Source organism: Polynucleobacter sp. 31A-FELB (assembly GCF_018882405.1).
Taxonomy (GTDB): domain Bacteria; phylum Pseudomonadota; class Gammaproteobacteria; order Burkholderiales; family Burkholderiaceae; genus Polynucleobacter.
This window is the reverse complement of the sequence record NZ_JACVOO010000013.1, coordinates 1-23686: the sequence shown is the minus strand read 5'-3', so window position 1 is coordinate 23686 and position 23686 is coordinate 1. Positions and strand designations below refer to the sequence as shown.

Annotated in this window: 27 protein-coding genes and 1 pseudogene; 6 read left to right on the top strand and 22 right to left on the bottom strand. The window is 42.5% G+C overall.

Annotation, left to right across the window (positions count from 1 at the left end):
- Positions 1-144 precede the first annotated feature (144 nt).
- Positions 145-1287, top strand: a complete 1143-nt coding sequence (locus tag ICN30_RS08550; protein WP_255533185.1) for a linear amide C-N hydrolase — start codon at positions 145-147, stop codon at positions 1285-1287.
- Between the two features lie 170 nt (positions 1288-1457).
- On the opposite strand, the gene ICN30_RS08545 is transcribed toward ICN30_RS08550, so the two are convergent.
- The 11 genes from ICN30_RS08545 to ICN30_RS08495 form a co-directional block, all read right to left on the bottom strand.
- Entirely contained in the window at positions 1458-1670 is a 213-nt protein-coding gene (locus ICN30_RS08545) for a hypothetical protein (RefSeq protein ID WP_216274835.1), read from the bottom strand.
- Positions 1671-1684: 14 nt separating this feature from the next.
- Positions 1685-2902, bottom strand: a complete 1218-nt coding sequence (locus ICN30_RS08540; RefSeq protein WP_216274833.1) for a polyhydroxyalkanoate depolymerase — start codon at positions 2900-2902, stop codon at positions 1685-1687.
- Entirely contained in the window at positions 2902-3240 is a 339-nt protein-coding gene (locus ICN30_RS08535; protein WP_216274831.1) for a hypothetical protein, read from the bottom strand. Before ICN30_RS08535 ends, ICN30_RS08540 begins: the two co-directional genes overlap by 1 nt.
- Complete coding sequence (locus ICN30_RS08530; RefSeq protein ID WP_216274829.1) at positions 3228-3668, bottom strand: cupin domain-containing protein; 441 nt, start codon at positions 3666-3668, stop codon at positions 3228-3230. The genes ICN30_RS08535 and ICN30_RS08530 overlap by 13 nt, the downstream gene beginning before the upstream one ends.
- Before the next feature lie 2 nt (positions 3669-3670).
- Entirely contained in the window at positions 3671-4330 is a 660-nt protein-coding gene (locus tag ICN30_RS08525; RefSeq protein WP_216274827.1) for a glutathione S-transferase family protein, read from the bottom strand.
- 558 nt (positions 4331-4888) lie between these two features.
- On the bottom strand, positions 4889-5506 hold the full coding sequence (locus ICN30_RS08520; RefSeq protein WP_216274825.1) for a hypothetical protein: 618 nt from the start codon (positions 5504-5506) through the stop codon (positions 4889-4891).
- 168 nt (positions 5507-5674) lie between these two features.
- Entirely contained in the window at positions 5675-6124 is a 450-nt protein-coding gene (locus ICN30_RS08515) for a hypothetical protein (RefSeq protein WP_216274823.1), read from the bottom strand.
- 161 nt (positions 6125-6285) lie between these two features.
- Complete coding sequence (locus ICN30_RS08510) at positions 6286-6816, bottom strand: hypothetical protein (protein ID WP_216274821.1); 531 nt, start codon at positions 6814-6816, stop codon at positions 6286-6288.
- Between the two features lie 154 nt (positions 6817-6970).
- A complete protein-coding gene (locus ICN30_RS08505; protein ID WP_216274819.1) occupies positions 6971-7369 on the bottom strand; it encodes a hypothetical protein in 399 nt (132 codons plus the stop codon).
- A 156-nt stretch (positions 7370-7525) separates the two neighbouring features.
- Positions 7526-7942, bottom strand: coding sequence for a hypothetical protein (locus tag ICN30_RS08500; protein ID WP_216274817.1), 417 nt, complete (start codon positions 7940-7942; stop codon positions 7526-7528).
- A gap of 168 nt (positions 7943-8110) precedes the next feature.
- A complete protein-coding gene (locus ICN30_RS08495) occupies positions 8111-8953 on the bottom strand; it encodes a hypothetical protein (RefSeq protein ID WP_216274815.1) in 843 nt (280 codons plus the stop codon).
- Positions 8954-9147: 194 nt separating this feature from the next.
- Here ICN30_RS08495 and ICN30_RS08490 point away from each other — a divergent pair, with 194 nt between their 5' ends.
- On the top strand, positions 9148-9879 hold the full coding sequence (locus ICN30_RS08490) for a hypothetical protein (RefSeq protein WP_216274813.1): 732 nt from the start codon (positions 9148-9150) through the stop codon (positions 9877-9879).
- 24 nt (positions 9880-9903) lie between these two features.
- Entirely contained in the window at positions 9904-10818 is a 915-nt protein-coding gene (locus ICN30_RS08485; RefSeq protein WP_216274811.1) for a hypothetical protein, read from the top strand.
- A 25-nt stretch (positions 10819-10843) separates the two neighbouring features.
- Here the strand turns inward: ICN30_RS08485 and ICN30_RS08480 are convergent, their stop codons facing one another.
- Positions 10844-11410 (bottom strand): site-specific integrase, encoded by a 567-nt coding sequence (locus ICN30_RS08480; RefSeq protein WP_216274809.1) that lies wholly within the window; start codon positions 11408-11410, stop codon positions 10844-10846.
- A gap of 442 nt (positions 11411-11852) precedes the next feature.
- Positions 11853-12311 carry a hypothetical protein gene (locus ICN30_RS11665; RefSeq protein WP_255533184.1) on the bottom strand — a complete coding sequence of 153 codons (459 nt, stop codon included), beginning with the start codon at positions 12309-12311 and terminating at the stop codon, positions 11853-11855.
- Between the two features lie 408 nt (positions 12312-12719).
- Between ICN30_RS11665 and ICN30_RS08470 the strand changes: the two genes are divergently transcribed.
- The 3 genes from ICN30_RS08470 to ICN30_RS08460 all read left to right on the top strand — a co-directional run bounded on the left by ICN30_RS08470 (position 12720) and on the right by ICN30_RS08460 (position 13569).
- On the top strand, positions 12720-13172 hold the full coding sequence (locus ICN30_RS08470) for a DUF6641 family protein (protein ID WP_216274807.1): 453 nt from the start codon (positions 12720-12722) through the stop codon (positions 13170-13172).
- A gap of 71 nt (positions 13173-13243) precedes the next feature.
- Positions 13244-13390, top strand: a complete 147-nt coding sequence (locus ICN30_RS08465; RefSeq protein ID WP_216274805.1) for a hypothetical protein — start codon at positions 13244-13246, stop codon at positions 13388-13390.
- Between the two features lie 2 nt (positions 13391-13392).
- Complete coding sequence (locus tag ICN30_RS08460; protein WP_216274803.1) at positions 13393-13569, top strand: hypothetical protein; 177 nt, start codon at positions 13393-13395, stop codon at positions 13567-13569.
- A gap of 303 nt (positions 13570-13872) precedes the next feature.
- Here the strand turns inward: ICN30_RS08460 and ICN30_RS08455 are convergent, their stop codons facing one another.
- The 9 genes and pseudogenes from ICN30_RS08455 to ICN30_RS08415 form a co-directional block, all read right to left on the bottom strand.
- Positions 13873-14247, bottom strand: a complete 375-nt coding sequence (locus ICN30_RS08455) for a hypothetical protein (RefSeq protein WP_216274801.1) — start codon at positions 14245-14247, stop codon at positions 13873-13875.
- A gap of 218 nt (positions 14248-14465) precedes the next feature.
- On the bottom strand, positions 14466-17270 hold the full coding sequence (ppc, locus tag ICN30_RS08450) for a phosphoenolpyruvate carboxylase (RefSeq protein WP_315127809.1): 2805 nt from the start codon (positions 17268-17270) through the stop codon (positions 14466-14468).
- Between the two features lie 155 nt (positions 17271-17425).
- Positions 17426-18442 carry a ketol-acid reductoisomerase gene (ilvC, locus tag ICN30_RS08445; RefSeq protein ID WP_216274799.1) on the bottom strand — a complete coding sequence of 339 codons (1017 nt, stop codon included), beginning with the start codon at positions 18440-18442 and terminating at the stop codon, positions 17426-17428.
- Positions 18443-18502: 60 nt separating this feature from the next.
- Complete coding sequence (locus ICN30_RS08440) at positions 18503-19039, bottom strand: hypothetical protein (protein ID WP_216274797.1); 537 nt, start codon at positions 19037-19039, stop codon at positions 18503-18505.
- Positions 19040-19131: 92 nt separating this feature from the next.
- Positions 19132-19809 carry a GntR family transcriptional regulator gene (locus tag ICN30_RS08435; RefSeq protein WP_216274795.1) on the bottom strand — a complete coding sequence of 226 codons (678 nt, stop codon included), beginning with the start codon at positions 19807-19809 and terminating at the stop codon, positions 19132-19134.
- Positions 19810-19869: 60 nt separating this feature from the next.
- A complete protein-coding gene (locus tag ICN30_RS08430; RefSeq protein ID WP_216274793.1) occupies positions 19870-20694 on the bottom strand; it encodes a class II aldolase/adducin family protein in 825 nt (274 codons plus the stop codon).
- A 24-nt stretch (positions 20695-20718) separates the two neighbouring features.
- Complete coding sequence (locus tag ICN30_RS08425; protein ID WP_216274791.1) at positions 20719-21708, bottom strand: PDR/VanB family oxidoreductase; 990 nt, start codon at positions 21706-21708, stop codon at positions 20719-20721.
- Positions 21705-23240: a Rieske 2Fe-2S domain-containing protein gene (locus ICN30_RS08420; RefSeq protein ID WP_216274789.1), complete on the bottom strand. Its 1536-nt coding sequence runs from the start codon at positions 23238-23240 to the stop codon at positions 21705-21707. Before ICN30_RS08420 ends, ICN30_RS08425 begins: the two co-directional genes overlap by 4 nt.
- A gap of 137 nt (positions 23241-23377) precedes the next feature.
- Positions 23378-23563: pseudogene (locus ICN30_RS08415) on the bottom strand (TRAP transporter large permease subunit); the annotation flags it as partial.
- Between the last annotated feature and the right edge of the window lie 123 nt (positions 23564-23686).

Sequence of the window (23686 nt, the reverse complement as noted above, 5' to 3'; positions counted from 1 at the left end):
ACTTTCAAAAACTTTCTGCAAATTGATAATTCATATTTGGTACACAACTCGATTGAATAATTATTAGCTGTAGGGCTAATAGAAGCAGTTGGGTTTATTTTATAGGATACACATAACCTATTAGCACCTTAAAGAGGAGTAGCAATGAAAGCTAAAAATTTATTTAATGTAATGATGGCCTCATGCTTACTTGCATGTTCTATCGTTAATTCATACGCATGCACAGTATTAGCAATTACAGATAAAAATGGAAACGTTTATCAAGGTAGAGCAAACGAGTTTCCATACCAGCAACCAGATGCACTAACCTATTGGCCAGCCGGAACTCGAATTGAGTCCGCTACACCTGATGGCAAACAAGGAAAAACCTTCAATACCAAATATGGGATTTTATCCGCCACATTAAAAGGCATGTTGGCAAATACCAAACAGGATACAGTCCATGAAGGCGCCAATGATCAAGGTATGTCCATCACCGCAAATTTCTATACATTAAATACAGAAACTACAATTACTGTTCCCGCATCACAAACTTTATCTATTCTTGATTTTCCGACTTGGGCGTTAGGAAACTTCCAAACTGTAGAGCAATTAAAACAGGCAATTAAAAATAAAGAGGTAGAGGTTTGGCTTCCTCGACTCCCAGTTTATGGCAATTTGATTACCCCAGTTCACTATGCTATCTACGATAAATCTGGTGGAGCAGTTGTCGTCGAATGGAATGATGGGAAGATGAATATTTATGACAATCCCGTCGGAGTAATGACTAACGAGCCTCCGTTTCCTTGGCATCTCACTAACATGAATAACTTTGCTTACCTCAGCAATGTTGATAAAAATTCAGGTAAGTTTAATAAACTCAATGTCACTGCCGTTGATTCCGGCGGCGCATTGGCATCTTTGCCAAACCCCAATACTTCAATTGGACGATTTGTTAAGGCCGCCTACTACTCAAATTTTGCCGAAAAAGCGTCAACACCAGATCAAGCATTTTTAACACTGAGTCACGTGCTGAATAATTTTGATAGGCCTAAGGGAATTACGATTGACAACCCAAATGCAGCAAGCGCAGCTCTTGGTGCTAAGGGGAGCTCGTCAGAGTCGACTTACTTCGTAGTGCTGAAGGACTTATCCCGAAATTTATTCATGATTCGTACGATTAATGCATTTAATTTCACCCAGTTTGACTTGAATAAGTTAAAAGAGGTTAAGGAAACTAAAGTGGTTTCATTCAAGGAACTGAATGCAAATAGCAACCTCAATGGCAATCAACTATTACTTAAGTGATTTAATTTACTTGCAAGATCCTCAAAACGCCTCCGTATGGAGGCGTTTTATCTATTTCAAAGAATTTTTACTTAATATTGATGAGTGTTACTAGTAATGCGTTTATAGGAAATAAAGGATAGCGCTTTATTGTGGAAGATAATGTGGTGCTCTTTCATCATGACGCCCTATTAAGAAATCATAATCTCACCCATTTCCATTCTTTCCCACCAGATAAATGGAAGGAGATATAGTGGCTCGCCACTGGACTGCAAAATCTCCAATGCGCCATCATTGGTTTTATTAGCGGAGTATTGACCCGGAGTCAAAGAGCTGCAACCTTTGTCGGTTCCGTCATTGCAGCGTCTTCTTGCCATGATTTTTCTGGTAACGAATACTTTCATGATTCCCTCCACTCTTATAGCGATGATTGAATAATATTACGTACTACCGGATAAATTTGGGTGTCCCAACGCTTGCCATTAAAGACGCCGTAATGACCAACGCCAGCTTGCAAATGATGAGATTTCATATAGCCAGGCAAGCCACTACAAAGGTCTTGGGCTGCTAAGGTCTGCCCTATGCCACAAATATCATCACGCTCACCTTCAACCGTAAGTAAGAATGTTTTCTTAATCACCTTGGGGTTTACTAAACGACCTTGATAAGTCAGCCTGCCATTAGGCAAATCACAATCCTGAAAAACTTTACGTATCGTCTCTAGATAGAATGGTCCAGAGAGATCCATGATGGCGAAATACTCTTCATAAAAATCATGAATTACATCCGCTTTTTCGTTATCACCATTAACGCGATATTCGTAAAGCTTTTTAAATGAATCTGCATGGCGCTCTGGATTCATACTCATAAACGCCATCAGCTGTAAAAATCCTGGGTAAACGCGGCGCCCCACTCCGCTAAATTGATTGGGAATGATGCCAATTAACCTCTCTTCAAACCATGAAATTGGTTTACTGGTAGCCAATTCATTTACCTTGGTGGGACTCTGATTTACATCAATCGGGCCCGCCATCAGAATGAGACTTGCTGGCACGCAAGAGTTTTTATCCTCCGACATAATGGCAGTTGTAGCCAGGCAGGCAACCGTTGGCTGACAAACAGCCATTAAATGAGTGCCAGGACCAATGTATTCCAAGAATTGAATAATGTGTTCAATATAGGAGTCAAAATCAAACTCCCCACAACTCACTGGAACATCTCGAATATTTAACCAATCTGTGACATAAACCTCATGGTCTTTGAGTAGCGTTTTAATTGTTCCCGCAAGTAAGGTTGCGAAGTGTCCTGACATCGGGGCTACCAATAATATCTTTGGTTGACCCTCTACCCCACTCTTCTTAAAACGCACTAAATTACAAAAATGAGTGGAATGCAAAACCTCTTCAGAGACTATCTTGCTTTCACCTAGAGAATCAACCACCTCTTTAATCTTAAAGTCTGGTCTTGTGTGCGTAAAACCTAATAAGGAGATTTGTTCATAATGAGCAGCTAATCTTTGCATGGGATTGAGCGTAAAGTTACCAAACCAATTATTGGACACACGTTCAGAAGCGCTCGCAAATAAACGAATCGGGTTATGCAAATTTGCAAAGACTTGATAAGCGCGGTACATCATTAGCTCGACCTACTTTCTATATGGCGAAACGCGCGTTCGTAATCTTTCAAGGAAGGATCAAATACACGACTTAAAGAAACATCATTAGCAATAATGGCTGCCGTCTGCGCAGAACGCGCAGCAACAATCGAGAGGTGCACAAAACCAGCAACGTTGAATTCTTTTAGAAGATCGGGCGGGCTACCATCTTCAACTCCAATCTCGCCAGACTCAATCCTTTGATAGAGCTTGCGATAATGTTCACGCATGCTATCAAGCTCTTGGGAAAGATTCATAATCCGCTGAAACAACACGGCAAAATCTGAGGTCAGCGGGTTATGGGTTTTTAGTATTTCCATGGTGTGACTCCAGGGACTTCTGCAGGCCCAATCTCTACAGGTATAGAGCCAAAGTCTGCAGGGCCTACGATTTCCATGTATTCCATATCTGGTGAGTAGTCATAGAGGTAATGCACTATGCCGGGCATTTGATGAACAACATCTCCAGCCTCAACTAAGGTTGGCTTATCTTCATACATAAATCGCGCCCAACCCTTTGTCATCACCACAATCTGAAACTCAGCTACGTGATAGTGCCAGCCCGTTCCATTGACTGGTGGTTTGTTTGCCTTTACCAGGTGTGCAATAACTTTCCCGTTGGTAGCCTTAGCTACACCTAAATCGCGATATAGAAAGAAGTCTCTCAGACCACCAGGCAAAAACTGCGTATCACCTGGTTTTACATGTGAAAATTGCGTATCACTTTTGAATGCTGTAGGTGTTTTCATGATTAAAACTCCACTTCAAGTTCTTCGATGTCATCGGGTTCTTCAAGGGCGCCCATCACCCATTCCTTCATCTCCGGCAAAGCCATGATGTGCTTGCAGTAATCCTGGCAAGATTTATCCAACTCAACGTTGTAAGTCAGGAATCTGGTAACTACTGGCGCAAACATAGCGTCAGCAAGAGTGGGCTCATTCCCAAATAGAAAAGGTCCACCGTAAGTAGAGAGGCAGTCTTGCCAAATCACTAAAACACGATTGATATCAATCTGCGCCTTTGACCAAACTTTGAAGGAATCAAATTTGGCCTTGATGTTCATTGGCAAAGAAGCTCTCAGAGCAGAAAATCCAGAGTGCATCTCGCCACAAATGGAGCGGCAGTGCGCTCGAGCTACAGGATCTTTTGGAAGCAAATGGGCTTTTGGATTTAACTCATTGAGATACTCGCCTATTGCCAAGGTATCCCAAACCTTGCAACCATCATGATCTAAGCGGGGAACCAAAATTGATGGTGACAACAGTAATAATTCAGCGCGGTTATCAACATCATCAGGCGCCACCTGGATTTCGGTGAACTTCAAACCAGAAAACTTCATCATGAGCCAGCCACGCAGCGACCATGAGGAGTAATTTTTGCTACTGATTGTCAGGGTGGTTGGCTTGGACATATCAACTTTCGGTAAGGGTGCAACTACAACTTATTCCCTCTGCCTGTACTGATAATTCCGAAATGCCCAGTTTTTGACCACTTCTACCCAATTTTGGGCGTAAACCCATTTTTAGCACTATTAGTGTGCACTGCAATAATTCTGCATATTGGTGCACTCATAGACTTTGAACATGTCTATTCACGCCACCCTTCACCACGTTACCAAATATCAATACAACCGCCCAGACAAACTGCGGCCCAGATCATTCGTTTGCGACAAACTCCTACTACCGCAGTCATATTCTTTTCTACCCCTTAAGGTAGAGCCAGAAGGTCGTTTCTTGAATTGACATCTTGGTCCAGGAGCTTGATGCAACTTAAACCCTACTAGTTAGGCAAATTAGCGCTCAAAAGACAAAACCCTCACCATTTCTGATGAGGGTTTGCATTTCTGGTGGGCCCACCAGGACTTGAACCTGGGACCAAAGGATTATGAGAACAGAGAACCAAATTGACCGTAGTAAATACAAGGGTCTAGCGTTGGTGAGACTCGGTGTGTAAGTAAGTGTGTAAGCAATTAAGCTGCAATAGGGAATTCAAGCACCGGCATCCCCATCTTGATTCGCTGAAGATAACTATCAGTCATGATCTTAGAAATATCAGCTTTTCCAGCATCAGCCACAACAACAATCCCGCCCTGATTCTTAAAATCAGCTCTATCCACCCAACCTTGCGGTGTTAGTTGTTGCAAAGTCATGCCAGCGATGGAAACAGCTTTAGGTGAAATAAACCATAACTCTTGCTTATCACCTGCCTTCTTAGCAACCATCTCATTGATTTTACCAATGGGTGACTTAAGTAACTTCTGACGATGATAGCTACCAATCCAAGTTTTAATAGATTTAAATTCAGATCTATTGAATTTAAAACGCCAGATGCCACCGACATAGCCTGCTAGCTTTAGCATGTCAACATGAGGTTTTTCTGTGCCCAAATGTAGTTGAAGATTTGTTTCTGGCATTTTTGGAACGTGAGGTAATGCAGTTCTTGGAAAACGCTCTTCTGCTGTAAACCAAGAAAAATTAGTTACCGAAGGGTGCAACCTTACCCCAGTAACTGCCTCTGTTTTAATTTCTTGTGACATCAAAATATCAAACAAGTTATAACCTTTTGTGTAATGAAAAATAGTGCTCATTTAATTCTCCTTAGTCGCGAACTATCACTGCGATAATTCATAGGCTCTATATTAGTTTTTGTGGCGTAAATTTCGCATGAATAAACAATTTAAATCGGGTTTGTTAATAGCCTTCTTGCAAGCAAGATAAGTGGTTGCTATAGCAACCACTTATAGAGCGCTATGCAGCTAATTCGATCTGTTGACACCGATCACATGAACATCCAACCGTATACGATTGAAGTACTCCTCTGCATCAACATCACAGATATTCCAGACGTAGATAGGACCCATCATTGCACCCCAAGGAGCAACAATGGTGTTATTACGCAAAACCCCAAAGTACGCCAAGTTGCCCACATCATCTACTTGCGTTGAAGTGACCTCAAACCAAAAGCGCTCATTTGGAACATCCTCAATTCCCCAATCAACAATCACCTTAGCCATCATTCCCACGGGGATTGACTCACGAATCCCTTTCTCTGGAATTGAGAAGGTATCCGGGAAATTCTCTTCCATATATTCAACATCTTGCAATCCAATTTCCATCCACTCAGAACCCACCTCTATAAGAGTGGAGTTAAATGGTGCTTCACTTTCCAACTTATAGTCTACTGCTGTATGTTTGCAATTACACATGTATTTCTCCTTTTTACTGAAGGTCATCAAGAGCGATAACCCATATACGTACGATAGGCGTTTTGACCTACTTTTCGGGTAAACAATCAATTCAAATCGACTCTGTTAATGTCCAACCTCAAATGAAAATGCCACCCGAAGGTGGCATCTACGCATCCCGATCAAACAGCCATCTCTTGAGGCGAGAATTCCTCAAAATTGTCTACTGGCGACGTCATAGGTCCAGAGTAAATGCTTCTGCGCAATGCTTTGCCATCAGCATAGATACGCAACGACTCAAAGTAGACATAACGCGCCTTTTCATTGGCTGTACAAGCAATCTCAATCCAACCATTTTTAATTAGTGGTGAGAATGCTTTTGACAATGATTCCAAATCGCATATTTCATCCTCGCCATCACAAATATGCTCAAAGTCCTCCTCTCTCATGTCTACCGGACTCACATCCCTTAACTCACCATCATCACCCTCCACCCGATATAAGCTCGTAAATCTCGGGTAAACAGTGGGGTATTGGGGTTGTCCAAAGAAAGACTCACGCTCAATCCACAGATATCCACTTTCTTCGTCAAACTTCCACCTAATACCCGAGTTATCCCACTCGAATTCATTTATCAACTTCTCCAACTTCAATCCATCAAATTCGCAATCCGTTGACTTATCAAAAGTCAACATGCCATAAGCATCAGCCATGTATTTCTCCTTATAAATTAGAGTCACCAGGAGTGGCAACCCATATACGTACGATAGGCGTTTTGACCTACTTTTCGGGCAAACAATCAATTCAAATCGAGTTTGTTAATCAATAGATACAAACAAAAATGCCACCCGAAGGTGGCACTAAAACTTATGCAAAGTTTTCTATGGGTAGAGAACCATTCAAAACCTGTTCGGTGACGTCTATGCCGCCCATGTCCTCAATAAAATCTACCAAACCTTCTCCGGATAACATTAAGGGAATATCTTTCAAATGCGCCCCAAGAGCCACAACGATTTGACAGCGTCTTAAGAAAACTTCTTCATCGGCATTAGCTTTGGACCAATCAAAATTTCCAACTTCTTTATATTCAGCCTTAACCGTAGACAGCATTTCAAGCCACTGACTCATGGAACTTTCAAAACCAAACCGCCTAATCAAATCTGGTGTGTTTTCAAGCAGCTCAAAGAACATATCTACTGGAACCTCGATGACGCAATCTACATCAAGATTTACCAGGCTAATAGACAACATTTTCTCAATACTCATTTCAATTTCTCCTATTTAATTAAGGCTCTCAAGAGCGACAGCCCATATATGTAAGATATTCGTTTCGACCTACTTTTCGGATGAATAACCAATTCAAATCAACTCTGTTAATTGTCGAAACCAATAGAAAATGCCACCCGAAGGTGGCATCTATTACTAAGCAGCTAAACGCATTACAGGAACCTCTGGAATCAGATCTACCCCTCCAGCAGACGACAGATCCAATAAGCCGCGAGCACGCTGCTCATCAAATTGCTCCGGATGCACTAGATAAATTGGCTCTTTGTATAAAACCGTATTAAGAGCGGCAAAATCAACGCAAAGATCGCAAAACTTACCCCATCTTTCTTTCTGAACGTGCGCTGCCTTAGGATGTTTATTAAAAAATGCATCTTCACGTAACAGCTTTGCTTTAAGCACTAAGTGGTAACCATCGGCTTTCTCATGATCACTGTTTACCAACCTCTCAAATTCATTAACAATTGCCTCTACAAAATCTGTCGTAGATTTAACTACCATCTTGATGCCGTAAGGGATCATATTGACTGCAATTACATAAGATTTATTACTCATTTAATTCTCCTTTTTAAGAGCTATCAAGAGCGACAGCCCATATACGTAAGATATGCGTTTTGACCCTCTTTTCGGTTGAACAATCAATTCAAATCAAGTTTGTTAATTGATAGCTTTAAATGAAAATGCCACCCGAAGGTGGCACCGTTACTGCAAGTAACACTTGTTTCATGCAGCCATTGGTAGCGGCTGGAGAGCCAGCCTTTTGGCTCGACGTTCTTCATCAACCCTATCGCGCTCCTCTTGCATCTTGAGTTGATAAGCGGGCGAAATCATCTCTTTTGCTTTTGCAAATTGACGTTTTTCAATTTCTGAATAACTCCCTTTGCTGCCAATGTCCACTATTACCCGCTTGAGAATTTGCTCCTCAAACTCAAAATCCATAGGAACGATCCCTACTACTTTGTAAATTCCATCAACTTTGGCGCAAATGGGATATAGAAATGAACCAACACCATGTGAATCATGTACTTGGCCAGACCATTCGTTCGGAATCCTAAACTCAGTCATAGGCGTTTGAACTTTTATATTTAAAAGTGCTTTCACAAGCTTTATCCTGCCCTCATCTTCGCTTTTGCGCTTTTGTACGCCTTCTAAATTCACATTACTTTCACGAATACGGTCAATTCCTCCATTCTGGCGTATGAAATCCTCTAGCTCATCAGCCATGACATCCTGCCTATAAGCCATATCCAATACTCTGGCATAGACGTGTGCATTTTTACGATTGGTACGCACTACGTATTTCACAATAATGGTCAGGTCGGGGGTATTTTTCTGAACCTTGATATTGTGTTTAGTAGACAAGGTGCTTCGCATTTTGGATAGAATTTCTAACTTATAGTCAGATCCCAGAACCTGATCGCTATATCGCATTAAATCAGCCAATAGCCCATATAAAACATCGTTGGCCTTCATAATGTAGTTGTCGTAAAAATCAACTTGCTGCTGTGCCAATAAATCCCCTTCTGACAAGACTTGTTCTACTAATAACTTTCCATTCTTTTTCATCTTATTTCTCCATAGTTATGCGAGTTAGTTCGCTCTATGAGTCTATAAAAATAGAGGTCTTTTTCGGATGAATAACTGATTTATGTCAGTTTTGTTAATGCATTCTTAAGGGGTAAACGCTAATCAATCTAGATAAGAATTGTGCTTATACTTTTCATATCTACTTTTAGTGCGTCATTTAAATATAGGCTTATATGTCAGATGAAAAATTGGGGCTCTACAAAGAGATTCCAGGCGGACTTCGCAAAGGACGCTCAACAGCAGATGATTGGCGTAAGGCTAAAGATACGCTGTACTACGAATGGTGGCGCTGTCTTAATGTCAGCAATGAATACTTGGAATGTTGCGCAAAAGGCGGTAAAAATCACGCTCTTGCAGATACCTATGCCCTATTCGGAGATGTAAACGTCTCGTGGGAGCAATGGTGGGGAAATATTGGTAAACGTATTTTTAGCGAGAGACACCAATATCCTAAAGTGCGGGTTATTGACCAAGATGAAGCTTTGAGTAAGCTGGAAGTCGAATCAAAGGAATTCTTAATTCTCGACATTCCATTGACATTACGACGAGTAACCATTCTGGAACAAATTAATAAGCTCTTAGACGAACGCCATGAAGGCAAGAATTTAGATGTGAGAGCGCAAAGTACTGCATTAGTACAACTAGAGACAACCAAACTCCAACACAAAACAATTCCCACCCTGGTTGATGTCGCCGAAATTCTCTATCGCAATCCTGATATTCAGCTCTACCAGCTTGCCCAAAGAGCAAAACTAGCTGAAATTCACCTTGGCAGAAAAGTTCAGGAGGTCAATAGTCCGGAACAAGAAAAGCAAAGGCGACAAATGGCTGCCAGTAGATATAAAGAACAAGCACAGAGACTGGTTTACAACGCAGCTAGACTTAAATTCCCATCTATCGAATGAACTACTGACTAAAGAGGATTAGAAATGGCAATTAAAAATACGATATTAATAGGCAATGGCCCTAATCGCGCTGTTGCAAAAGATTGTTTTGATAAAGGGAAATATGAAATTACCTGGAAATCCTTGTTAGAGAAATTAGCTGCTGTAGCACTAGTAGAGATTCGAGATATAGAAACAAAACCTTTAACCCTTGTTTTTGACGAAATCTTATTACGCTCCAATGTTCCAAACGTAAAAAATATAATTTTGAACCAAGTTGAGAGAGAGTTATTTTATGTAAGGAATTCTGAGCTCGTCGACGCCCTTAATGGTCTCTCCAATTCAATTATGACAACCAACTACTACTGGCCTTCAGGTACACCAGTGTCAATGGGTAAGTTTTTAGGCATTAATGAAAAGAATTTTTCTCTGTTTCGTTGCAATACCTATAAAGGTAAAGATCTTTGGTATATCAATGGTTGGGTGCTAGAGCCAACAAGCATTGCTCTTGGCTTTAGGCAATATGCGAGATATCAAGCGCAAATTAAAACCTACTTACACAGCGGCATCTCTTACAGTAAGTTAAAAATTAAAAACTCTCCCTTATATCGAGGCATCCCTAATTTTGATTTTGATAAAGATGAGCCTTACTATTCTTGGGTGGATCTTTTTTTGCGAGATCATATTCACATGATTGGCTTAGGAATGGAATATACAGAAAGCATTTTATGGTGGCTACTCCTTGAAAAAATGCAACTACAAAATAAATTTCCAAAATATATCGGAGGAATTACATACCATCACGTAGATGTTAAAAGTCAACCAGAGATTAATGTTGATCGCAAACTGCATATGCTTGAAGACTTAGGTGTAGTGGTAAACCGAGTTCCTGCAAAAACTTATTTTGATGGCTATTTAGAAATTGCAAATCAAATAAAACCCACAAAATCCAAGAAATAATAAAAAGGCGCATACAGCGCCTTTTTCACACTAGCTCCACTGCATTACGCATCAAGTCTGGATTGACGTCGATATATTTCTGAGTAACCGCAATAGACTTATGTCCCGCCAATCCAGCTAATACTCTTACTGAGATGCCTTTGTTTGCCAGCGTTGTAATGAAGGTTCTACGCCCACTGTGACTGGAGGCTCCAGCAATACCAGCATTGCGATAAGCCCAAAAGAACCATTGGCATAAAGAGTTTGCCGAGAATCCCAATCTTTTAGCTGTATGAAAGAACGGCACATCTGGGAACTTGGCGTAGCGTGTAGCCAAATAAATTGCTAATTCATCTTGCAATTTCTTAGGTAAAAACACCGTTCTTGGCTGACCGCCTTTAGTCTGCGCGGCACTTAAGCGAACTTCATTCCGAATACTGCCGTCTTCATTCACTACGTCCCGCATTTTTAAGCTGGCTATTTCGGCAACGCGAAGCCCCGAATAACAGCTGGTCAATATCAGCGCCCTATCGCGCTCTGGATACTTCTTAGTTGCAACGTATGCCAATACCTTATCTAGCTCTTCTGGAGTTAATGTCTTTGCTTGTGCCATTTGTTTTTCCTTTGCAGTTAATAAAAAGCATGTATGTAGTGTGTTTTCTTTTGTGGCAAAGGTCGACCTCTATTTGCCATGAGGTAGTTTGAATTCTTGTGATTTGTCATCTTTGCACTAGGTTTTCCAGTAAAACCATGGGATTCCAAGATCCTCCAAGAATCAACGACTTGCGTCATTCATAAAAGAAAAGCATTTTTTTCTTATGTGCACACTACGCTTAATATTTAGCTGTTTTATGTGAGATCTAGACAACAATTTGACTCAGAATTTGGCTGTAAATACAGCAAATTCTGTGGGGTTTTGACACACCGCTTAAAACACTTCAAATTCACGCTGTATTAGGTTTGCGCAATCTCAGCTACTTGGGACTAAGAATGCAAAAAGCCCGCATTTAACGGGCTTTTTTGAGGGCTTTATAAGCAATCTTATATGTTAGCTATTACTGCCAAACTGTTAAATCTACATTAGTAGCAATAAACACGGGAAGCTTGGGTCCTGCGTTTTTACAGTGGCGCACTGGCAAGTCCCAACTCCCTTTTGTGCCCCGCTGCTCATCGCTAATACGTAAGTGCATTTCCCCACTATCTGGCAAGTACGCACAAAATCCCGGAACTGTTTGCTTAATTTTTGCATCCTTATCCCAATGCAATATCCATGACATCAAGATATTGGGCGCTTTAGGTAAGTCTGTATTAATCAGCTCACTGACGATATCTATTTGTTCTTGCGTCTGAGCACGGTTTTCCCAATGGATGTAGCTGTAAAAATCAACTAAATACTTTTGCATAGGGTTATGTAGTTCGATTGAGCCGTTATAAGCAGCGCGATTAAACACCATATTTCCAAAGCTTCCAGCAAATTTCTCATTAATAAACATTCTGACTGCAATTTCTCTCATTTTTTATCTCCTTTTAGATGAGTGATGTTGCAAGTCGCTTGGTTGATTGGTTTCTAAGTTAGTTACTAGAAGAAGAGATCTCAAAAGATCGTTACTTAGTGATTAGTTGCTTCTCTCAATAGAGAGAAGTGCTTTTGTGTTGCTAGTCAGAGTTATTCATATGCCACTAAGTGACTCACTTAACTCCATTAGCCACTACTTACTCAGCTAGTAACGTTTTTCCCTTACCTCGGTAACCCACTCTGTCGCAACCGAGCAACTCACAAAAATATTTATCTCTTGATAAGAAAGACCGCATTTTTTCTGTCCAAAATGCTCTGAATTCCGTAGATCGCCAAATAGAGGTCGTCCTAAACCCTTGGTGAGCCATACATTGCTTGTGTACCCCACTTTTGTAAGGAGAACACCATGGGCACACCAAATGCTTTAAGTAATCTGCAATTTGTCGATGCTGTACGACCAAGATCTATGCCGGCAGTACAGCAAAGACGTAATAAGCTAAGCAATAAACTTTGGGAGCAAATTCAATTGGCTAGGAGCCAGATTGAACATACCCACTTTGTCGTGAAACGCAGGGTGACTGTTAAAGACGTAGAAGGAAACTATAAAAGCATTGAGCGTCCCAAACGCATCAAGCCTTGGTGGTTTATGGCTGATGATGGCACTTTATGCCTATCAGTGTTTTACGGTAGTAAGCGCATCGAAATTGTTCCCGGCAAAACATCCATCTGCGTGGCAAATATGACTGACTTAATTGATGCATTGGAATTACTCAAGTCAGAGACTGAGGCTGGCAATTTAGACGTAGCAATTGAGGTAGCTAGTGGCGCACTAAAAATGAATTTCAATAAATACAAGTAGATAGCTATACAAGCGTTACTTAAAGTAACGCTTGATTTGCAAAAGCTAGATAAGAAAAGCTAAATATCTATATGAAAAGATATAAGGCAACCGTCAATGCAGCGGGAATGTGGATAGAAACGATTCTCTATGCTCAAAATCAAGCTCATGCATATGCACTATTTAAGGCAATTTTTGGTTCTAGCAACGTGCCGCATCAACCGCTACAGATTGGTTAACCATGCGATTTAATGAAATAGCCCCAATTAAGCCCTTAAGCCCAGAGCAAGCAAGACTTAAATCAATGAAGGATCGCGTCAAGCGCGACCAAGAGGCAGTAAAAGCTGAGCGAGCTAGGCAGAAAATTAAGAGTGGGCAATCGGAATTAGTTAAAACTCATTCACCAACTCAAATCTAGTTACCGATACTTTCGCTTGGGTGGTTGCGGGCACTTACGGCAACTTTAACAACGCTCTAGCAGCGGCATTAAACAAGAAGAAAGCTGGCGCTATTGTGGTGAGGATTAAAGATGGAAGTAAAGCAGTTTTATATTCGAGCTGAAAATCTCGCCCGACCCAATAGCATTACTAAGGCTTCCAAAGCGAATCGCTTTTGAAGCCTTTTTTATTGCCCGCAGGATGTAAGTGCATTTACGGAAGTATTTCAGCCGCCGACTTACCGCCCATTCGATTTTGGAAAAAAGTGTTGCGTTCTAGATGTTTCATCCCAACCCCTCAATCTTGAGGTCGCCATAGAACCAGCATTGGAATTTTGTGTTCTTCCAACCTAACCGTTCAAGACCTTCACCCATTGAGTCAGAGTAGGTCTTCTCAATCAATTCTTGCTCCCCCAAACTAACATGACGGTATTCATAAAAGGTCGTGCAGCCTTTAAAAGCATGTCTTATTGGCTCAAGCTCAATATTCACATCAATTCCAACCCGCGGAGAGTAGTGCTCTGAAAATACAGGCTCATTCGCTAGCACCAAATAACCAGTGCGCCACTTTTTGGTAATAGTCACAGAGCCATCTAAACGAACCCAACGTTCAATTTCAATAATTTGATTGGGGCTTTTAGGGGATAGTTTGAACTGCATAAACCTTACTTAAACATCATTAAATGGGCATGGGGATTCTCATAATAGCCAAGGCTATCAATCAAGCTCTTAATAATCAAAACTCATCTACGTAACGAATAGCCGCATATTAATTGAGGTAACAGCTCATGGCTTCTAGCACCTTACACGCCGTAGCCGTACTGACTCATTCAAGAGCCAAGCCGGGCCACAGCGAAGTCGACCACCACAATAAATGCCTAGCCCGTATTCCTTAATCCTGCTGCAATACCGTTAATCGCTATATGAATACCCCTCTGCACTCGTTCATCATGCTTGCCTGCACGATAACGACGAACCAGCTCAACTTGCAGATGATGAAGTGGATCAATATAAGGGAAGCGATTTCTAATAGATCTAGCTAAAGCTGGATTCTTAGCCAAACGAACCTTCTCGCCAGTTACCAAATTCAAAGCATCAACTGTTTTATTCCACTCAGTCTCGATAGCGCCAAAGATCTTCTTACGTAATTTCACATCAGGCACAAGCTCGCTATAACGCGATGCCAGCGCTAGATCACTCTTAGCTAAAGCCATGTCCATATTGGACAATAAAGTTCTAAAGAAGGGCCACTCTTTGTACATTTTTTGCAAAAGAGTTAAAGCAGCCTTTTTATCCGAAGCTTTTCCTTGATTTAAAAACGCCTGCACTGCAGAGCCAAAGCCATACCAACCTGGAAGCGTTAAGCGACACTGACCCCAACTAAAACCCCATGGAATAGCTCGTAGATCTTCAATCTTTTGACTGGCTTTGCGACTAGCTGGACGTGAACCAATATTGAGCTTAGCTATCTCCCGGATAGGTGTCGCATCAAAGAAATACTCTGCAAATCCTGGGGTCTCATACACAAGACCACGATATGCGTCCATGCTCGATTGCGAGATTTGAGCAGCTGCATCTAAGAAAGCCTTGCTAGCTTGTTTAGTGGGCTTTAATAAAGTGGCTTCTAAAGTTGCAGCAACCAAGGTCTCAAGATTACGCCTGCCAATCTCAGGATTGGCATATTTAGATCCAATCACCTCACCCTGCTCTGTTAAACGAATTTGCCCACGCACCGTTCCCGGAGGTTGCGCCAGGATCGCCTCATAGCTTGGACCGCCTCCACGACCTACTGTACCGCCCCTGCCATGAAATAGTCGTAATTTCACTCCATGCTTATCTTCCAGAGGCTCAAATACCTTAACTAAAGCGAGCTCGGCGCAATACAACTCCCAATTGCTGGTAACAATGCCCCCGTCCTTATTGGAATCGGAGTAACCCAACATGATGTCCTGCTCCGCACCAGATCGCTTCACTAAATCCAGAATACCTGGCAATGCATAAAACTCTTCCATGATGGGGGCTGCATTGCGTAAATCTTCAATCGTCTCAAATAAAGGAACTACGATCAGATCTGCTGAAGCTTTTTTACCCAACGTCTCATGCATTAAACCCACTTCTTTTTGAAGCAATAAGACTTCCAATAAGTCACTGACAGTTTCGGTATGGCTAATGATGTAATGGCGAATAGTTTCACTGCCAAAGAGCTGGCGCATTTTCTTAGCCATCTCAAAGATAGCAATTTCAGAAACCGCAAAATCTGAATAGATATGCCCCACTACACGCAGCGGTCTTGGATCTTTTAATAGCCCCAGCAAGAGCTCACGCTTTTGCCCTTCAGAAAGACTCGAGTAATCGGCTTGAATGGAAGCGACATTAAGTAGCTGAGCAAGTACAGCTTCATGCATATCCGAGCTTTGACGCAAATCCACAGTAGCCAGATGAAAGCCAAAGACCTCTACCGTCCTAATCAAGCCACGCAGACGACGATCAGATAAAGCTTTGGCACCCTGAGAAGCTAATGAAGCCTCTATTGTCTTGAGGTCAGATAGAAATTCTTGCGCAGTAGCATAGGGATTTTGAGGTGCTACGGCATGGCGAGCAGCATCCGCACCAGTTAGTGCTTTTAAAACAGCCGCCAACCTGGAATAGATGCCCGTAAGCGCTCTGCGATAAGGCTCGTCCTGACGATGCTCATTGGTATCAGGTGAGGCGGCGGCAAGCTCCTGCATCTTTTTAGGGAACTTCAAGAGCAAGGCGGAGACTGATAACTCTCTTCCCAAATGATGCACTTCAGTTAGGTAGTGGCGCAATACCATTTCAGCCTGTCTAGATACGGCGTATTCCAAAGTTTTAGCGCTGACATTAGGATTACCATCTCGGTCTCCACCGATCCACTGCCCCATCTTCAGGAAGCTAGCTACGGAATTGCCCGCAAGAGAGTCTTCTAATTGGGCATAGATCTTTGGAATCTCTCTCAAGAAAGTGGTTTCGTAATACGTCAGTGCATTCTCAATCTCATCAGCAACGGTAAGCTTGGTAAACCGCAATAAACGGGTATGCCAAAGTTGCAGCACACGAGCACGGATTTGCTCCTCATTGGCTTTGAGCTCTTTATTGAGTAAGGCATCCTTCTCGGGGTTATTGGCCTTAGATGATTCTTTGATCTGATCACGTGCAGTCAGCAAGTTAGCGATATCTCGCTCCGCTTCCAAAATACTCGTTCTTTGCACTTCGGTTGGGTGGGCTGTCAGCACCGGCGAAATTAAGCTCTCTTCCAATGTCTTAGAGATCATTTTGCTAGTTACGCCAGCAGCATGAAGCTTTTTCATGGCTACAGGAATACTGCCATCCTGATAGCTCCCAATTCGCTCATAAGCTACGCGGCGGCGAATGTGATGCCTATCTTCAGCTAAGTTAGCTAAATGACTAAAGTAAGTAAAGGCTCTAAGCACCTTCATGGCACTCTCACTACTCAATCCTTTGAGCAGCTTGGTTAACTCTTGATTCGCCTTTTGATTGGCGTCGCGGTGAAAGGAAACGGAAAGTTTGCGGACTTGCTCTACCAGCCCATAAACAGCATCGCCTTCTTGCTCCCGAACAATATCGCCTAATATTTTTCCCAATAGGCGTATGTCATCAATTAAAGGAAGCTCCGTGTTTTTTGAAGATTTAACTCTGTTCACAATAGTGCTTTTCCTTCATTAAACATATATGTCAGATTTACCGCATGGAAAAAGAAGCCCTGCAAAATTTCACAGGGCTTCAATAGTCATCATACTTATGGAGATAACTTAATCGTAATTGAAAGTTATCAAAAACTCTATAAGAACGTTAGTAATTAATTTTTAGTTTTATCAACTAATTTATTCTTGGCAATCCAAGGCATCATCGAACGCAGCTTACTGCCAACCTGTTCAATGCTATGGTCAGCCGTATTGCGACGACGGGCCGTCATGCTTGGATAATTTAAGCGACCTTCTTGAATAAACATTTTTGCATAATCGCCATTTTGAATGCGCTTAAGTGCAAATCGCATTGCCTCGCGAGTTTGTTCGGTGATAACCTCTGGCCCCGTCACATACTCACCAAATTCAGCATTATTTGAAATGCCATAATTCATATTGGCGATACCACCTTCATAGATCAAGTCAACAATCAATTTAAGTTCGTGTAAACATTCAAAATAAGCCATTTCTGGCGAGTATCCAGCCTCCACTAACACTTCATAGCCCATCTTAATTAACTCTACCGCTCCACCGCAAAGAACAGCCTGCTCACCGAACAAGTCAGTTTCAGTCTCCTCTTTGAAATCTGTTTCAATAATTCCAGCTTTACCGCCGCCATTTGCCATTGCGTAGCTCAACGCTAAGTCACGAGCGGCCCCAGACTTATTTTGATGCACTGCTATTAAGTGGGGTACGCCGCCACCTTGCGTATAGGTTGATCGTACGGTATGTCCAGGCGCCTTCGGTGCGACCATCCAAACATCTAAATCTTCGCGAGGTATAACTTGGTTATAGTGAATATTAAAGCCGTGTGCGAATGCTAAAGATGCGCCTTTTTTAATATTGGGCTCAACATTATTCTTATAGACTTCGCCAATCTGCTCATCAGGCAACAACATCATCACAATGTCTGCAGCCTTAACTGCATCATTAACCTCCATGACCGCAAGCCCCGCTTTGGCAACCTTATCCCAAGAAGCGCCGCCTTTGCGTAATCCAACAATAACTTTTACGCCGGAATCATTTAAATTTTGAGCATGTGCGTGTCCTTGCGATCCATACCCTATAACAGCAACTGTTTTACCCTTAACCAGTGACAGATCGCAATCTTTATCGTAAAAAACTTTCATACTTTCCTTTTAAATTAATATAACTAAAAAACATTTCATTCACATAGAAATCAAATAAATCTATGGATGCATAGGGATATCGATAACCTGAGTATTTGCACAAGACTTTGATTGCTTGGCCTGTCTAAGCCAATGTGGGAGTGTCACATATTCCGGCAATATCGTCGCAAGCAATTCGCAGCGCTCATAATTTCTATTGCTACTAATCTCAATTTTTAGGTCTCTTTTACGTAAACCTAAATTTTCCTTAAATTGAATTTTTATTTGTTGGCAAACACTTGGATAGGTTTCGGTATCTATCCAAGTTAACGAATTAAGATCACCCCAATAGAACATCTTTTCCCCAGCCATTCTTCGGGAGAAGATATTTGGCACGGTACTCCAAGATATTTTTACCCCATTCTTACTAAATGTGGCGTCGTAAATACTCAATAAGTCACTAACTGCAGATCTTGCAATAAGAAAAGTTCCAAAAAGCACAGCAATCAATCCTGCTACAAGTGGCTCACTTAAAAGTTTTGCACCCCAGAAAGAATCAGTTGATACCGAGCATAAGAGAAATAAACCTGAAAGAACACAAATAGTGCCAAGGATCAATCCCCACACCCTTGGATATCCAGCAATATGGAATGGGGTTCTGAGCTCAAAGGTAATTGAATCTGATGATTGTTCCATTTATCTTTTCCAGACTATGCCTCCATTTGATCTTCAAGGAACTTGCTGCTCTGAAGATTAGCAATAAGCGACTCTCTGGCCGCTTCTGCATGCTGCTCTGATAAAGCCGCGGCACGGTCTGCATCACCATCATGGATTGCCTTTGCAATGGCAGCGTGCTCATCCCAAATACCGGCTCGCGAATTCTTTCGTTGTAAAACTGCGCCCATTACCCTACGCAAATGAATCCAGTGCATCACCGCGGCTTGGGCGATATATGGATTGCCAGATGCCTCATATATGGCTTTGTGAAAGTCTATATCTGCGTCTATCAGGGCATTTACATCAGACCCATTTGCAGTGGCGCGACCTTTTTCAATAAGAGAAAGTGGAATCTTTGCCTTACGAGAAGCAGCAAGGCGAGCAGCCAATGCATCAAGAGCGCCGCGAATTTGATAGACTTGGCCAATGTGCGTAGCATCAAGTTTGGTCACAACCAAACCTCTTCCAGGAGCTTCTTCTAGAAGACCGTCTTTTTTTAACATTTGCAATGCTTGAAGTATTGGTGAGCGAGAAACATTCATCTGCTCAGCCAACTCTTCTTGCAAAATTCTCTCGCCCGGGGCCAAACTTCCAGCACTGATCGCACCAAGAAGTGTCTTATACACTTCATCAACATAATTTGTACGACTTGGTATTTTTGCTAGGGCCATAGCTAACTCCTATAAATAATCAACATGATTAGGCTACCATAACCCCAGCATTTACCTTGACTAAGTCAACATATCTGGTTGAGTTTTAACAAGATGATCCCAAATCGGCTGGAAATGCAACCAACCAATATATTCAGAACCCACGTGCTCTCTGCTATAGCGTGAACGCTCAGGCGTCACTAAAACAGGTTTAATACCGGTTGCTTCAACCATTAGCTGTTGTTGGCAGCAACGTTCAAGAGCAATAAACCAGAATGCTGCCGCTTCAATACTATGACGACTTGCAGTGAGTAGTCCGTGGTTCTGGTGGATCGCTGCTTTTACACCTTTGAACCAGTCACAAACTGCTACTCCCGCACGCTCCTCAACCGCAACTTGGCCAGCCTCATCTTTAATAACGATATGGTCCTCAAAGAATGCTGCCGCATCTTGAGAGATTGGATCCAGTGATCGACCTAGCGCTGCAAAAGCTGTACCGTAAATGGTGTGAGCATGGCACATGGAAATAATATCTGGATGTGCTTCATGCACAGCAGCATGTAATACAAATCCTGCGCGATTTACAGCATAGTCACCTTCAACTACCATGCCTTTATGATCAACCAAAATTAGATTAGAAACTTTGACCTGAGAGAAGTGAATACACATAGGATTAGTCCAATACAACTCTGGACGCTCAGGATCCCGAACTGTTAAGTGCCCTGCAAAACCATAGTCGTATTTCTCCAATGCAAATGCACGGCAAGCTGCTACTAATCGCTGCTTACGATGCAATCTTTCCGCCTCAAAACCCTCAAATACAGGAATTGTTGGGTAAATCAACCCCTCCTGAATGGGGTCATAAATAGACTTCTTTTGCTCAGGTGCCTTTACTTTATCTAGCATTTCGCTCTCCTTTAATGTTTTTTATTACAAATCTAATGACAAAGACTTACTCTTGGCGCGGGATACGCAAACTGTTATGCACGTTTTCTTTTCCTCGTCACTCAATATGAAGTCACGGTGATCTACCTCGCCATCCGAATACTCAACCTTGCATGCACCACACAACCCTGACAAACATGAAGTGGGTACACGACGACCAGTAAGCTCAATTGCTCGAACAATTGTTTGATCTGGAGGAACTTGCACAGTTACACCGCTTTTAGCCAAGTACACCTCAAATGACCCATCAGGAATCGAACTCTGAACTGGCTCTGGAGCCTTAAAGTGTTCACTATGAACCGTTCCTTTAGACCAATGGGATGAACTCTCTTCGCAAGCCTTCATAAAACCACCAGGACCACAAAAATACAAATGTGTTCCAGGTTGCGGATTTTCTAGAAGCGCCTTGATGTTCAGCCCTTTTGAAGGCTCACCCTGATCAAGGTGTATGTGCAGCCTACCCTCAGGAACGATTTCCTTCAATTCACTCGCAAATGCAATATTTTTTAAGCTACGTGCGCAATAGTGCAGCTCAAAAGATTTTCCCTCTGATGCCAACTTGTGCGCCATGGATTTCAGCGGGGTTATTCCAATCCCTCCTGCAATCAAAATACTATGCTTTGCATCAGCTGCCAAAGAGAATAAATTTCGAACAGCGCCTAGCTTTAGCTGCTCACCCACTCGCACTTTTTCGTGCATAGCTATGGAGCCCCCCTTACTTTTAGGCTCTTTTAGAACACCAAGAACCCATTTTGCTTTATCCATGGGATTGCCAGCAAGGGAGTAAGAGCGAACGATTCCGCCCGGCAAATGAACGTCAACGTGAGCACCAGCCTCAAATGAAGGCAAATCTCCCCCTTCTGGATCAACCAATTCAAAAGAGTTAATGCCTTGAGCCTCCATGTGAATTGTTTTAACCAGCAGATTAAGTTCACTCATCTCCGAGCTTCCGCTATCTGACTGAGTTGCACTCATGAATTTCTCTTTGCAAGCACTTCCTGTTGCAGTGCTTCCATTTTTTGCTTAACAAACTCGGTACGTTCTTTGCCTTTAAGGTTATCCGCTTCGGTAACTATTGCCACTACCTGCTTAGCCAAGTAACGACGGAGTGTTACCTCTTCCTCGGTTGTGCGGCCAACAGGCAAATCGAATACATTACCAGAGCAATACGCATTTGGAGCGCCAGCACTCTCTTTCACCCATTCAGCAAACTTCTCTGGGGATGCATTTGGGTTGCTGCCACGTACGGCATCACGTAATAACTTGCGGAACATGTATAAACCAGCATCAAACTTTGTTGGGTTCTCTAAAGCGTGAATCGCGATTGGACGCTGACTAATGATCGCCTCGTAATCTCCCGGAGCATATTGGCAATCTTTATAGCTTGAACGAGCACGATGATCAGTCGGGATAGGAGGCAAATCTTCCAACTTATATTCACCAAAACGCTCTGGACGTCGCATAGCCACTTGGCCTTCTAAGAAGTCAATTGTCTCGTAGCCTACCAGGCTCTTGTCGCCGATATTTCGCGTATCAACACCGGGACCCATTACACGCCAGCCAATCATTTTGCTATTTTGATCATCAACAGGCACTGTCCAACGAATCATATGGAAACGGCTAAATAATTTTTTCTTAAGACCATCTTCCGATGTGTACGCATGAAAGCTTAGATTTGGCAAAATTTGCTGCTGAATGCGAATATGCATGTGCCCATCATCGGCGCGACGTGCACCAGCTGCTGCTAAGGTGCGCCCGTTATTAACGGGGAAGAATTGCATGTCTGGGGGAATCTCCATTGCAGCCGCCCCAACTTCATCAAAAGTTGTACCTTGATAATGCTCGCCAGTAACCTGGCGCTTTGCATGCAATGCCATAGTGTGATAGTTGTCCGCTGCGTTATCTTGCACTTGTAGCCAATTGCAATGCTGAAAATTGCTAAATGGAACTAGCTCATCGGTTTCCATCACAGTAAAGTCACCTTCCCACTCAGGAAATGGAGGCTCTTCGTTTGGGGGACCCATGTACGCAAACACCAAACCATTGCGTTCAAATGCTTTATAGGCACCCTGGCGCACGGAACAACGATAGCGCTCACCTTCCTCTTCCTCGCCTTTAGGGAATGGAACTTTTAAGCAAGTGCCATCTACATCAAATACCATGCCGTGATAGCAGCAAGAGATGCCCTTCTCTTCAATCTTTCCATACTCAAGAGATGCTCCACGGTGTACGCAGTGAGCATGTAATAAGCCAATACGACCACTACCATCCCGGAAGCAGACCAGCTCCTCGCCCAAAATTTTGAGAAAACGTGGTGTATCTGTTAATTCAAGTGACATGCAAACTGGGTGCCAGAAACGACGCATGTACTCACCTAATGGCGTACCTGCACCGCATTCCGTTAGCTCTGGATCGTGGCCAGGCTCTTTATTTGTATAGTAGCCTCCATAGGGAGTTAATTTCTTCTCTTTTGCTACCTCTTGAGGAATATTCTCTTTTGCGTTCATTTTTGCCCCTTAAAAATATCAATTACCATTATGTTTAGTATACCGTATTCTGTATACAAAGATTAAAATTACAATAAACCCTTAAAACTACCCCCCCTTCCCGAGATGACGACTGGGAAAGGAGGTTATTTCATTACTTATAAAAATCCTGTTGAAATCCAAGGCACTGCCGCCACCACTATCACACCAAGAATTAGCGTGATCATGTATGGAATTAATGGCTTTAAACCAACGCTTGAATCCACTTTACTAACAGCACACGCAGCGTAATACCCCACCCCAAAAGGAGGCGCAAAAAGTCCAATGCCCATGGCAAGAATGACCTCCTCCCACAAACCGGTCAGCTCTGAGCCAGAAAATCGGGCGGTGTGGTTGAACTACAAAATGACTTTGCAAACATCGCTGGTGGGAGATCCCCCAGCGATGAATGCGGTCTAAAACAATTG

Excerpts from the sequence above, each read along its gene's own strand:
- ICN30_RS08510 (WP_216274821.1), bottom strand. The coding sequence starts at position 6,816 with ATGGCTGATGCTTATGGCATGTTGACTTTTGATAAGTCAACGGATTGC.
- ICN30_RS08495 (WP_216274815.1), bottom strand. The coding sequence starts at position 8,953 with ATGAAAAAGAATGGAAAGTTATTAGTAGAACAAGTCTTGTCAGAAGGG.
- ICN30_RS08535 (WP_216274831.1), bottom strand. The coding sequence starts at position 3,240 with ATGGAAATACTAAAAACCCATAACCCGCTGACCTCAGATTTTGCCGTG.
- ICN30_RS08460 (WP_216274803.1), top strand. The coding sequence starts at position 13,393 with ATGCGATTTAATGAAATAGCCCCAATTAAGCCCTTAAGCCCAGAGCAA.
- ICN30_RS08530 (WP_216274829.1), bottom strand. The coding sequence starts at position 3,668 with ATGAAAACACCTACAGCATTCAAAAGTGATACGCAATTTTCACATGTA.
- ICN30_RS08525 (WP_216274827.1), bottom strand. The coding sequence starts at position 4,330 with ATGTCCAAGCCAACCACCCTGACAATCAGTAGCAAAAATTACTCCTCA.
- ICN30_RS08540 (WP_216274833.1), bottom strand. The coding sequence starts at position 2,902 with ATGATGTACCGCGCTTATCAAGTCTTTGCAAATTTGCATAACCCGATT.
- ICN30_RS08490 (WP_216274813.1), top strand. The coding sequence starts at position 9,148 with ATGTCAGATGAAAAATTGGGGCTCTACAAAGAGATTCCAGGCGGACTT.
- ICN30_RS08455 (WP_216274801.1), bottom strand. The coding sequence starts at position 14,247 with ATGCAGTTCAAACTATCCCCTAAAAGCCCCAATCAAATTATTGAAATT.
- ICN30_RS08550 (WP_255533185.1), top strand. The coding sequence starts at position 145 with ATGAAAGCTAAAAATTTATTTAATGTAATGATGGCCTCATGCTTACTT.
- ICN30_RS08500 (WP_216274817.1), bottom strand. The coding sequence starts at position 7,942 with ATGAGTAATAAATCTTATGTAATTGCAGTCAATATGATCCCTTACGGC.
- ICN30_RS08505 (WP_216274819.1), bottom strand. The coding sequence starts at position 7,369 with ATGAGTATTGAGAAAATGTTGTCTATTAGCCTGGTAAATCTTGATGTA.
- ICN30_RS08515 (WP_216274823.1), bottom strand. The coding sequence starts at position 6,124 with ATGTGTAATTGCAAACATACAGCAGTAGACTATAAGTTGGAAAGTGAA.
- ICN30_RS08520 (WP_216274825.1), bottom strand. The coding sequence starts at position 5,506 with ATGAGCACTATTTTTCATTACACAAAAGGTTATAACTTGTTTGATATT.
- ICN30_RS08545 (WP_216274835.1), bottom strand. The coding sequence starts at position 1,670 with ATGAAAGTATTCGTTACCAGAAAAATCATGGCAAGAAGACGCTGCAAT.
- ilvC (WP_216274799.1), bottom strand. The coding sequence starts at position 18,442 with ATGAAAGTTTTTTACGATAAAGATTGCGATCTGTCACTGGTTAAGGGT.
- ICN30_RS08480 (WP_216274809.1), bottom strand. The coding sequence starts at position 11,410 with ATGGCACAAGCAAAGACATTAACTCCAGAAGAGCTAGATAAGGTATTG.
- ICN30_RS08465 (WP_216274805.1), top strand. The coding sequence starts at position 13,244 with ATGAAAAGATATAAGGCAACCGTCAATGCAGCGGGAATGTGGATAGAA.
- ICN30_RS08420 (WP_216274789.1), bottom strand. The coding sequence starts at position 23,240 with ATGAACGCAAAAGAGAATATTCCTCAAGAGGTAGCAAAAGAGAAGAAA.
- ICN30_RS08425 (WP_216274791.1), bottom strand. The coding sequence starts at position 21,708 with ATGAGTGCAACTCAGTCAGATAGCGGAAGCTCGGAGATGAGTGAACTT.
- ICN30_RS08470 (WP_216274807.1), top strand. The coding sequence starts at position 12,720 with ATGGGCACACCAAATGCTTTAAGTAATCTGCAATTTGTCGATGCTGTA.
- ICN30_RS11665 (WP_255533184.1), bottom strand. The coding sequence starts at position 12,311 with ATGAGAGAAATTGCAGTCAGAATGTTTATTAATGAGAAATTTGCTGGA.
- ICN30_RS08485 (WP_216274811.1), top strand. The coding sequence starts at position 9,904 with ATGGCAATTAAAAATACGATATTAATAGGCAATGGCCCTAATCGCGCT.
- ICN30_RS08430 (WP_216274793.1), bottom strand. The coding sequence starts at position 20,694 with ATGCTAGATAAAGTAAAGGCACCTGAGCAAAAGAAGTCTATTTATGAC.
- ICN30_RS08435 (WP_216274795.1), bottom strand. The coding sequence starts at position 19,809 with ATGGCCCTAGCAAAAATACCAAGTCGTACAAATTATGTTGATGAAGTG.